Origin of the sequence: Haemophilus sp. HMSC61B11, assembly GCF_001838615.1 — a bacterium.
Lineage (GTDB): Bacteria > Pseudomonadota > Gammaproteobacteria > Enterobacterales > Pasteurellaceae > Haemophilus_D > Haemophilus_D parainfluenzae_AD.
Map to the genome: position 1 here is coordinate 139,277 of NZ_KV837995.1, position 10,964 is coordinate 150,240.

General features: G+C 41.0%; 12 protein-coding genes and 1 tRNA gene. 7 read left to right on the forward strand and 6 right to left on the reverse strand.

Features of this window, described 5'->3' with window-relative positions; translation table 11 throughout:
• Positions 1–56: 56 nt before the first annotated feature.
• Positions 57–133: transfer RNA gene (locus tag HMPREF3263_RS07935), tRNA-Asp, on the reverse strand.
• Between the two features lie 87 nt (positions 134–220).
• Positions 221–982 carry a DNA polymerase III subunit epsilon gene (dnaQ, locus tag HMPREF3263_RS07940; RefSeq protein WP_070853170.1) on the reverse strand — a complete coding sequence of 254 codons (762 nt, stop codon included), beginning with the start codon at positions 980–982 and terminating at the stop codon, positions 221–223.
• Between the two features lie 59 nt (positions 983–1,041).
• Between dnaQ and rnhA the strand changes: the two genes are divergently transcribed.
• Positions 1,042–1,503 carry a ribonuclease HI gene (gene rnhA / locus HMPREF3263_RS07945; RefSeq protein ID WP_005699219.1) on the forward strand — a complete coding sequence of 154 codons (462 nt, stop codon included), beginning with the start codon at positions 1,042–1,044 and terminating at the stop codon, positions 1,501–1,503.
• 24 nt (positions 1,504–1,527) lie between these two features.
• On the opposite strand, the gene tesB is transcribed toward rnhA, so the two are convergent.
• From tesB to HMPREF3263_RS07965, 4 genes are all read right to left on the reverse strand, one after another.
• Positions 1,528–2,388, reverse strand: coding sequence for an acyl-CoA thioesterase II (gene tesB, locus HMPREF3263_RS07950; RefSeq protein WP_070853171.1), 861 nt, complete (start codon positions 2,386–2,388; stop codon positions 1,528–1,530).
• Between the two features lie 57 nt (positions 2,389–2,445).
• Positions 2,446–3,537 carry a redox-regulated ATPase YchF gene (gene ychF / locus HMPREF3263_RS07955; RefSeq protein ID WP_049355809.1) on the reverse strand — a complete coding sequence of 364 codons (1,092 nt, stop codon included), beginning with the start codon at positions 3,535–3,537 and terminating at the stop codon, positions 2,446–2,448.
• Between the two features lie 67 nt (positions 3,538–3,604).
• Positions 3,605–4,189 carry an aminoacyl-tRNA hydrolase gene (gene pth / locus HMPREF3263_RS07960; RefSeq protein WP_049384991.1) on the reverse strand — a complete coding sequence of 195 codons (585 nt, stop codon included), beginning with the start codon at positions 4,187–4,189 and terminating at the stop codon, positions 3,605–3,607.
• A gap of 60 nt (positions 4,190–4,249) precedes the next feature.
• On the reverse strand, positions 4,250–4,666 hold the full coding sequence (locus HMPREF3263_RS07965; protein WP_070853172.1) for an EamA family transporter: 417 nt from the start codon (positions 4,664–4,666) through the stop codon (positions 4,250–4,252).
• Between the two features lie 81 nt (positions 4,667–4,747).
• Between HMPREF3263_RS07965 and HMPREF3263_RS07970 the strand changes: the two genes are divergently transcribed.
• The 6 genes from HMPREF3263_RS07970 to miaB all read left to right on the forward strand — a co-directional run bounded on the left by HMPREF3263_RS07970 (position 4,748) and on the right by miaB (position 10,800).
• A complete protein-coding gene (locus tag HMPREF3263_RS07970; protein ID WP_049364381.1) occupies positions 4,748–5,074 on the forward strand; it encodes an RnfH family protein in 327 nt (108 codons plus the stop codon).
• Between the two features lie 4 nt (positions 5,075–5,078).
• Positions 5,079–6,290, forward strand: a complete 1,212-nt coding sequence (locus HMPREF3263_RS07975) for a ribosomal protein uL16 3-hydroxylase (RefSeq protein WP_070853173.1) — start codon at positions 5,079–5,081, stop codon at positions 6,288–6,290.
• On the forward strand, positions 6,290–7,609 hold the full coding sequence (gene xseA, locus HMPREF3263_RS07980; protein ID WP_070853174.1) for an exodeoxyribonuclease VII large subunit: 1,320 nt from the start codon (positions 6,290–6,292) through the stop codon (positions 7,607–7,609). Before HMPREF3263_RS07975 ends, xseA begins: the two co-directional genes overlap by 1 nt.
• A 160-nt stretch (positions 7,610–7,769) precedes the next feature.
• Positions 7,770–8,393: an ADP-ribose diphosphatase gene (gene nudF / locus HMPREF3263_RS07985; protein ID WP_070853175.1), complete on the forward strand. Its 624-nt coding sequence runs from the start codon at positions 7,770–7,772 to the stop codon at positions 8,391–8,393.
• 7 nt (positions 8,394–8,400) lie between these two features.
• The gene (gene cpdA, locus HMPREF3263_RS07990) at positions 8,401–9,225 is read left to right on the forward strand and encodes a 3',5'-cyclic-AMP phosphodiesterase (RefSeq protein ID WP_070853176.1); all 825 of its coding nucleotides are present in this window, start codon (positions 8,401–8,403) and stop codon (positions 9,223–9,225) included.
• A gap of 150 nt (positions 9,226–9,375) precedes the next feature.
• Complete coding sequence (miaB, locus tag HMPREF3263_RS07995) at positions 9,376–10,800, forward strand: tRNA (N6-isopentenyl adenosine(37)-C2)-methylthiotransferase MiaB (RefSeq protein WP_070853177.1); 1,425 nt, start codon at positions 9,376–9,378, stop codon at positions 10,798–10,800.
• Positions 10,801–10,964: the final 164 nt, after the last annotated feature.

Consider the following 10,964-nt stretch of genomic DNA (forward strand, 5'->3'; position numbering starts at 1 on the left):
GGTATTCTAACCAGCTGAACTACCACTCCGTGAGTATATTAAGACAAGTTTTAAATTGGCGGAATGGACGGGACTCGAACCCGCGACCCCCTGCGTGACAGGCAGGTATTCTAACCAGCTGAACTACCACTCCGCTAAGTGCTGGGTATAATAATGATGAACGTTAAAAGCGTCAATCTTTTTTTTCTTTTTTATGTTTATCTGATTAATAGATAACCGATTAATGTGAGGTTTCATCCCCCGTACGAATCGACCAAAAACATTTGCCATCGCTTTTTTTATTGACCAATTTAAGGAAATCTAAATGGGCTTGGAGTTCATCATCAGTGGGTTGTAACACTTTTAAATTTTGCGAAAAATTGACCGCACTTTGAAGATCTTGCATATTGGAGCCAGCTTGGATAATTGAACTATCCGCATGATCTTCATCAAATAGACTGGTTTGCCCGCCCGTCATGGACAAATAAACGTCGGCTAAAATCTCCGCATCCAGTAACGCACCGTGGAGTGTTCGTTTGCTGTTATCAATGCCTAAACGATCACACAACGCATCTAAGCTATTACGTTTTCCAGGATACATTTGGCGAGCCATTTGCAATGTATCGGTGACGAGGCAAATATCGGTCGTTTTGATATCTAACCCAAGTTTACGGAATTCATAGTCCATAAAGCCCACGTCGAAGGGGGCGTTGTGAATCAGCAGTTCAGCACCACGAATGTATTCAATAAAGTCTTGTGCAATTGTTTTGAAATCCGGTTTATCCGCCAGCATTTCATCCGTAATACCGTGAACTTTAATAGCATCGGGATCAACCAAACGATCCGGCTTAATATAAATGTGAAAATTGTTGCCCGTATATTTACGGTTGATCATTTCCACCGCGCCAATTTCAATAATGCAATGTCCTTCGTAATGCGCACCAATTTGGTTCATACCGGTGGTTTCAGTATCCAGTACAATCTGGCGATCCGGATTTATCATTGTTCTACCTATTTGTTTCCTTTAAAATACCGTCTATTTTACACAAGCTCGAATTAGTTATGCAAAAACAGATTGAAATTTTTACGGATGGATCTTGCCTTGGCAATCCGGGAGCCGGTGGCATAGGGATTGTCCTGCGCTATAAACAGCATGAAAAACATATTTCAAAAGGGTATTTCAAAACCACCAATAATCGCATGGAATTACGAGCAGTGATTGAGGCTTTAAATAGCTTAAAAGAGCCTTGCCATGTGACGCTTTATAGCGATAGCCAATATATGAAAAATGGCATCACACAATGGATTTACAATTGGAAGAAAAACAATTGGAAAGCCAGCACGGGCAAAGCAGTAAAAAATCAGGATTTATGGATTGCGTTAGATCAGGCGATTCAAACTCATAACATTGATTGGCAGTGGGTGAAAGGCCATTCAGGCCATCGAGAAAATGAAATTTGTGATGAATTAGCCAAACAAGGCGCAGAAAACCCAACTTTCGAAGATATCGGTTACGAAGGCTAATCTGCACCTTGTTTTAAAGTGCGGTTATTCTTGATAACGAATTAACCCTTCTTGCTGTGTGGTGGCAATTAATGTGCCATCTGCAGCAAAAATTTGTCCTCTCGCTAAACCACGCCCAGCAAAAGCATTATTACTTTCAATGGCATGTAAATGCCACTGATTTAAATTGAAAGGGCGGTGGAACCAAATGCTGTGGTCGATTGTGGCCACTTTCATCCCTTTCTGTAAAAAGCCTTTCCCATGTGGGTGAAGTGCGGTCAAAATACAGTGGAAATCAGAAAAATACGCTAAGAGACATTGTTGCGTCTGCAAATCTAATGGTGCTTCTCCATTGGTTTTAAACCAAGCATATTGTTCTGGCGGCAGTTTTCGCCCATCAAATGGATTGTTCAAATATCGGCTATGAATTTGAAATGGGCGTTCTTGGGCAAATTTTTCACTCAAGCTTTCGGGCAAAGTCTGCGCCACTTTTAACATGATTTCGTGTTCATCAATGCATTGTTCAGGGCCTGCCACTTGCGGCATGGCTGATTGATGGTTGAAGCCTTCTTCGGGTACTTGAAATGATGCAGTGATATGACAAATTACATTTTTATGTTGAATGGCTTTTACGCGTAATGCAGAGAAGTTGCGCCCTTCACGTAAAGTTTCTACATCATAAATAATCGGGTGTTGACTGTCGCCAGGTGCTAAAAAGTAAGCATGGCAGGAATGGAGTACGCGCTCTGGCGGAGCAACTTGCATCGCGGCAGAAAGCGATTGCGCCACGACTTGGCCGCCGAACACTTGGCGGAAACCTAAGTCCTCACTCGCACCTCGAAAGATAAGATCATCAATTTTTTCTAATTTTAACAATTCGATGAGTTGATTTAATTTATCCGACATTGTTTTTTCCTTTTATAAATACAAAAAGACCGCATAGTTATGCGGTCTGAAGTGTTTTTATACGTTAAAACGGAAGTGCATGACATCACCATCTTGGACGATGTAGTCTTTACCTTCTAAGCGCCATTTACCTGCTTCTTTTGCTCCATTTTCACCTTTGAATTGGATGAAGTCATCGTAAGCAATTACTTCTGCACGGATGAAGCCTTTTTCAAAGTCTGTGTGGATTACAGCCGCTGCTTTAGGGGCGGTTGCACCAACAGAAACCGTCCATGCGCGTACTTCTTTCACACCCGCAGTGAAGTAGGTTTGAAGATTTAATAAGGCATAACCTGCACGAATTACACGGTTTAAGCCTGGTTCTTCAATACCAAGGTCTTGTAAGAATTCGATTTTTTCATCATCATCAAGCTCAGCAATTTCTGCTTCAATCGCCGCACATACAGGCACCACAACAGAGCCTTCTTTTTCTGCAAACTCACGTACTTTGTCTAAATATGGGTTATTTTCAAAACCGTCTTCATTTACGTTCGCAATGTACATGGTTGGTTTTAATGTGAGGAAGTTATAGCTTTTAATCGCCAATAATTCATCTTTATCTAACTCAACAGAACGAATCATGCCCGCTTCAGAAAGTACAGGAAGAATTTTTTCCATTACAGACAGCTCAAATTTTGCGTCTTTATCACCACCTTTAGCGCGTTTTTGTAAACGTTGGATTGCACGTTCACAGCTGTCTAAGTCAGCAAGGGCTAATTCGGTATTGATGGTTTCGATATCGCTTAATGGATCGATCTTACCCGCAACGTGCACGATGTCATCATTTTCAAAACAACGAACAACATGACCAATTGCATCAGTTTCACGGATGTTAGCTAGGAATTTATTACCTAAGCCTTCACCTTTACTTGCACCCGCAACCAAACCAGCGATATCCACAAACTCCATGGTGGTGGGTAATACGCGTTCAGGTTTAACAATTTCCGCTAACGCATCTAAACGCGGATCCGGCATTGGTACCACGCCAGTATTTGGTTCGATTGTACAAAACGGATAGTTTGCCGCTTCGATACCGGCTTTGGTTAATGCATTAAAAAGGGTAGATTTACCGACGTTTGGCAAACCAACGATACCACATTTAAATCCCATGATGTTTTCCTTATTGTAAGCGTAAGTGCGGTTAAAATTTATGGTGTTTTTTCACCGCACTTCTGAGTTAAATTTTAAAACTGTTTAAGCGATTGGTGGCTTTCACCATGCCTTCTTTGAAAAGCAATTCAATGCAATCGGTGGCTTCATCTAAAGCTTTATCGAGCGCTTCTCTTTCTGTAGGCGCGGGTTTGTTAAGTACAAAACCTGAAACTAAATCACGGTGTCCAGGATGGCCAATGCCAATGCGTAAACGATAGAAATTGTTGCTGTTACCAAGCTGAGCTACGATATCTTTTAAACCATTGTGACCGCCATGTCCGCCACCTTGTTTTAATTTTACGGTGCCTGGCGGTAAATCTAATTCATCGTGTAGCACTAAAATTTCTTCTGGTTTGATGCGATAAAAATTAGCAAGTGCGCCTACGGCTTTTCCACTTAAATTCATAAACGTCGTTGGCACTAAAAAACGCACTTCTTTGCCGTTAATCAGTGTTTTTCCCACGTAACCAAAGAATTTATTTTCTGCATTAAGTGAAACATTAAAGCGACGAGCTAAACGCTCAATCAGCCATTCACCTGCATTGTGGCGGGTTTCCGCATATTTATCGCCAGGGTTTCCCAGCCCCACGATGAGTTTAATTTCAGACATAGTTTTCTACTTGAATAAAAATAGTGGCGTATTGTAGCGAAAAAGGGCTAATTTCTCAATCTATAAGGCTAAGACTAAAACACCTGAGAGAATTAATAGACTTCCTATGACTAATTTCATACTTAAGGGTTCGCCTAACAATACCACACCTAAAATAATGGCAATCACGACACTGAGTTTATCAATGGGCGCAACCCAAGAGGCGGGCGCCATTTGCAACGCACGATAATAACAAAGCCAAGATAGGCCTGTAGCAACACCGGAAAGAATTAAAAAGGTAAATGGTTTTGCGGTAATATGTTGTGGCAGTTGCCATTCGTTACGTGCGCTAATGATACCCGCTGTAACGAGTAAAACCACAATCGTACGGATAAATGTCGCAAGATTGCTGTTAATGCCTTCAACCCCTAATTTGCCTAAAATAGCGGTAAGTCCAGCGAAAAAGGCTGAACCAATAGCAAAAAATACCCAATTCATGATGTGCTCCTGATTTTATCGTTAATATTGACCGCACTTTTCCGCTATAATAACGGAAAACTCATTAAGACAGAATAAGACATGAACCAAATTAATATTGAAATCGCTTATGCCTTGCCGGATCGTTATTATTTAAAATCCTTCAAAGTCGATGAAGGCACGATGATCCAAACGGCTATTTTACAATCGGGCATTTTACAACAGTTTACCGAGATCGATTTGCGTGAAAATAAAGTGGGGATTTATTCCCGTCCAGCAAAACTAAACGATCAATTAAAAGACGGCGATCGTATTGAAATTTACCGCCCATTATTAGCCGATCCTAAAGAAATTCGTCGTAAACGTGCAGCAGAGCAAGCCAAAGCCGCACAAGAAAAAGCTCAACAAGAAAAACAGGAAAAGGAGTAAAAAAATGACCGCACTTTCCAACCAATATTGTCTGCCTGATGGCATTACCCCTGAAATTTTCCTGCGTGATTATTGGCAGAAAAAACCATTAATTATTCGTAATGGTTTGCCTGAAATTGTTGGTCAATTTGAGCCTGACGATATCATCGAATTAGCACAAGGCGAAGATGTGACGGCGCGTTTAGTAAAAACCTTTTCAGATGATAATTGGAAAGTGTTTTTCAGTCCGTTATCCGAAGAAGATTTTGCAGATGTACCGGAGAAATGGTCGGTGCTCGTCCAAAATTTAGAACAATGGAGCACTGAACTCGGTCAGCTTTGGAATAAGTTTGGCTTTATCCCGCAATGGCAACGCGACGATATTATGGTGTCTTATGCACCTAAAGGCGGTTCCGTTGGTAAGCATTATGACGAATATGATGTGTTCTTGGTGCAAGGCTATGGACATCGTCGTTGGCAGTTAGGTAAATGGTGTGATTCTTCCACAGAATTTAAACCGAATCAGCCGATTCGTATTTTTGATGACATGGGCGAATTGGTGATTGATGAAGTGATGAATCCGGGCGATATTCTTTATATTCCGGCTCGTATGTCACATTATGGTGTGGCTGAAGATGATTGTTTGACCTTTTCTTTTGGTTTGCGTTACCCGAATTTAGCAGCCATTTTCGATAACGTGAATAAAGCGTTTTGTCATCAAGATCCTGAATTGAATTTAAGCGAATTCCAATTACCGTTACGCTTAACGCAATCAGAGCAGCGTACAGGGAAATTGGCAGATGAAAATATTCAAGCAATGAAAAAGCAATTCTTAGCGAAATTAGCAGAGTCTGAAGCCTTTGATGCCTTGTTCAAACAAGCAGTAGCCAGTACAGTGAGTTCGCGTCGTTATGAAATGTTGGTATCGGATGAAATGTCCGATCCTGACGAAGTGCGGTCAATTTTAGAAGAGGAACAAGGTGTATTAATGCAGGACAATAACTGCAAATTGCTTTACACCGAAAATCCGCTCCGAATTTATGCTAATGGCGAATGGTTAGATGAAGTGAATGTCATTGAAGCGGAAGTGTTGAAACGTCTCTCCGATGGTGAAGCGCTAGATTGGGTATTCTTAAATAATTTAGTGAATGATACAGAAGATCCTGAAAGTACAATGGAATTATTGCTTGATTCGATTTGTAACTGGCTGGACGACGGTTGGGTGTTGATTGAATAATGTCTGAAAACATTTACTCCGTTTCCCAACTGAACAGTGCCGCTCGCCAAATGTTGGAAGGGAATTTTTCACAGATTTGGCTTACAGGGGAGATTTCTAATTTCACTCAACCTGTATCAGGGCATTGGTATTTAACGTTGAAAGATGAAAATGCCCAAGTTCGCGGTGCGATGTTTCGCATGAAAAATTTGCGGGTGGGGTTTCGCCCGCAAAATGGTATGCAAGTCTTGGTGCGGGCGAATGTCAGTTTATATGAGCCTCGCGGTGATTATCAGCTGATTATTGAATCCATGCACCCTGCTGGAGAAGGATTATTGCAACAGCAATTTGAAACGCTCAAAATGAAATTGGCGGCTGAAGGGCTGTTTGCACAAAACTTGAAGAAAAGCTTACCGGACTTTGCTAAAGCCGTAGGTATTGTGACCTCTTCGACTGGCGCAGCTCTACAAGATATTCTGCATATTTTGGCTCGCCGAGATCCCAGTTTAAAAGTAGTGATTTATCCAACGGCAGTGCAAGGCAAGGAAGCAACGGCTGAAATCGTCCAAATGGTTGATCTCGCTAATGCGCGTCAAGAAGTGGATGTATTGATTGTCGGCCGTGGTGGTGGTTCTTTAGAAGATCTTTGGTGCTTTAATGAAGAAGAAGTCGCACGTGCGATTTTCCGTTCTAATTTACCGATTATCAGCGCGGTAGGTCATGAAACAGATGTCACAATAGCCGATTTTGTGGCTGATTTACGTGCACCAACCCCCTCTGCTGCGGCGGAGTTAGTGAGTCGCAATCAGCAGGAATTACTTCAACAGTTAGCCTATAAACAACAGCGCTTAGAGATGGCGTTAGATCGCATTTTTAGTCATCAACAACAACGTTTACAACAGTTACGTTTACGCCTGCAAAACCAACATCCGCAAAATCAATTATTGATGCAAAAAGCCAAAACGGCGCAATTACATCATCGTCTCTTGTTAGTGATGCAGCATCAAATGGATAAAACGCAGCAAAAATTGACCGCACTTTCAGTGCGCTTAAAACAAAATCCGTTGCCTTATCGATTGCAAAAACAATCCCAATATTTAGCTCAGTTACAAGTGCGGTTAAATTTAGGGGCGAATCGTCAAGTCTCGGAACGTCAAAACAAATTAGCGACATTGTGTGGCAAGTTGGATGGATTAAGCCCATTAAAAGTATTAGCACGAGGGTATTCCATCGCGGAAGATGTCAGAGGACATGCCATTGTTAGTGTGAAACAAGTCAAAACAGGCGATACGATTAAAACGAAGGTGGCAGATGGAGAAATAACCAGCCGCGTTTGTTAATTTAAATAAATTTTTAATGTAAACCTATGATGAATAAGAAATCATCATAGGTTTTCTTTTTTTGTGACCGGCTTCAAAGTTTCGACAAAAAAATAGAGGGTTCAGTTTTTTTTATTTTTTTATGGGAGTATTATGCGACCTCGATACTAGGAGAGTAATGATGTCAGAAATTCAACAGTTTAGTCAGCATGATATAGAAGTTCTTAATGAAGAAACTGTTTATAAAGGTTTTTTTACACTTAAGAAAGTACAGTTTAAACATAAGCTTTTTGCTGGTGGCGAAAGTGGCGTTGTGACACGTGAATTATTAGTCAAAGGTGCTGCTTCTGCAGTGATTGCTTACGATCCGAAAGAAGATGCGGTGGTTTTAGTTGAGCAAGTACGTATTGGTGCATATCAACCTGAATCAGCTCGTTCCCCTTGGTTATTAGAATTGATCGCCGGCATGGTCGAAGAGGGTGAACAACCTGAAGAAGTCGCTTTGCGTGAAAGTGAAGAGGAAGCAGGCGTATCCGTTCAAGATCTCACTCATTGTTTAAGCGTGTGGGATAGCCCGGGTGGCGTAGTCGAGCGTATTCATCTGTTTGTCGGTCGAGTAGATAGCTCGCAAGCCAAGGGCATTCATGGTTTAGCTGAAGAAAATGAAGACATCCGTGTTCATGTGGTGAAACGTGAACAGGCCTATCAATGGATGTGTGAAGGTAAAATTGATAATGGCATTGCAGTAATGGGCTTGCAATGGCTTCAATTAAATTACGCCCAATTGCGGCAGCGCTGGCAATAGGAGTCTCATGAGCAATACATTTGAATGCGAATCCGAGAGTGAGATCGTCAAATTATTACAAATTACCGATCCTCATTTGTTTAAGGATACAAACAAAGAGTTATTAGGTATCAACACGCACGAAAGCTTTTCTCAGGTGCTAAAAGAAATTCAGGCAGAGTCTTTTAATTATGATGTCGTGCTTGCGACAGGTGATTTGGTACAAGATAGTAGCGATGAAGGTTATCTACGATTTGTTGAAATGGTTAAACCGTTAAATAAGTCAGTATTTTGGCTTCCGGGTAACCATGATTTTCAACCCAAAATGGTCGAGCATTTAAACCAATCGCCTATTAACGCGTCAAAACATTTACTTCTTGGAAAACATTGGCAAGTGATTTTGTTAGATAGCCAAGTTTCTGGTGTACCTCATGGCGAATTAAGTGCTTATCAGCTAGATTGGTTAAAAACAAAATTAGCCGAAAATCCAGCACGTCATAGCTTAGTCGTATTGCATCACCATTTATTGCCAACAAATTCAGCATGGCTTGATCAGCATAACTTACGTAATGCTCATGAATTCTCAGAGGTTCTTGCTCAATTCAACAATGTAAAAGGGATTTTATACGGTCATATTCATCAAGAGGTCAATGGCTATTGGCAAGGTTATCAAACCATGGCAACACCAGCGACTTGTATTCAATTTAAGCCGGACAGCAACCATTTTGCTTTAGATACCTTACAACCAGGTTGGCGTGAAATTGAGCTATATCCAGATGGGCGAATTGAAACGAGAGTAAAACGAATCAAACAAAAAACATTCCTACCGAATATGGAGGAAGAAGGATACTAAACAAAGTGCGGTTAAAATTCAGGTGATTTTAACCGCACTTTTTCTATACCGAAAGGGGTAAAAGTCCATTTTACACTAGCCAGAATTCCCACAAATCTGTACAATAGCCGACCGATTTTATCTTTTTACTAATCTTTATTTTTAAGCAATATGACGCAAAAATTACATATTAAAACATGGGGCTGTCAGATGAATGAATACGATTCATCAAAAATGGCCGATCTTCTCTTAAATACACATGGTTTGGAATTAACTGATATTCCAGAAGAAGCAGATGTGTTACTTCTAAATACCTGTTCTATCCGTGAAAAAGCACAAGAAAAAGTGTTCCATCAGTTAGGTCGTTGGAAAGAATTAAAAAAACAAAATCCAAATCTAGTGATTGGTGTGGGCGGTTGTGTAGCATCACAAGAAGGTGAGCATATTCGTCATCGTGCACCTTATGTGGATATCGTATTTGGTCCGCAAACTTTACACCGTTTGCCTGAAATGATTAACCAAATCCGTGGTGGTAAAAGTTCGGTGGTGGATGTGAGTTTCCCTGAAATTGAGAAATTTGACCGCTTACCAGAACCTCGCGCAGAAGGTCCAACCGCGTTTGTGTCTATTATGGAAGGCTGTAATAAATATTGTACTTACTGCGTGGTGCCTTATACCCGTGGTGAAGAAGTGAGCCGTCCTGTTGATGATGTATTATTTGAAATTGCGCAGTTAGCCGATCAAGGTGTTCGTGAAATCAATTTATTAGGCCAAAACGTAAACGCATATCGTGGCCCGACATTTGATGGTGGTATTTGTACATTTGCGGAATTATTGCGTTTAGTAGCGTCTATTGATGGTATCGACCGTTTACGTTTTACCACGAGCCACCCAATCGAATTTACAGATGATATTATTGACGTGTATCGTGACACACCAGAATTAGTAGACTTCGTACACTTACCGGTACAAGCTGGTTCTGACCGTATTTTAACCATGATGAAACGTGGTCATACTGCGTTAGAATACAAATCGATTATTCGTAAATTACGTGCGGTTCGTCCAAATATTCAAATCAGCTCAGATTTCATTGTTGGTTTCCCTGGTGAAACCAATGAAGAGTTTGAGCAAACAATGAATCTAATTGCGCAAGTGAATTTTGATATGAGCTTTAGCTTTATCTATTCTGCTCGTCCAGGTACACCTGCGGCAGATATGTCAGATGATGTAACCGAAGAAGAGAAAAAACAACGTCTCTATCTGTTACAAGAGCGTATCAACCAACAAGCCGCGCAATATAGCCGTCGTATGCTTGGCACAGAGCAACGCGTGTTGGTGGAAGGGCCGTCTAAGAAAGATATTATGGAATTGACAGGACGTACGGAAAATAACCGTATTGTGAATTTCCAAGGTTCACCAGATATGATTGGTAAGTTTGTCGATATCAAAATTACGGATGTTTATACTAACTCTCTACGTGGCGATGTCGTGCGTACTGAAGACCAAATGGGATTACGTATTGCACAATCTCCGCAAGAAGTGATGAACCGTACTCGTAAGGAAGATGAATTAGGCGTAGGACGTTATCACGGCTAATCGTTTAAAATAACTATAGATAAGTAACCGTACGCAAGTGCGGTTATTTTTTTATGTGTTTTTTAGAAAAGAGAGTAGGTAAGTCGTTCCCCTAAATTTTAGGTATAAAAAAACACCCGTTAAGGTGCTGATTTAAAGTGGTGGGTCGTGAAGGATTCGAACCT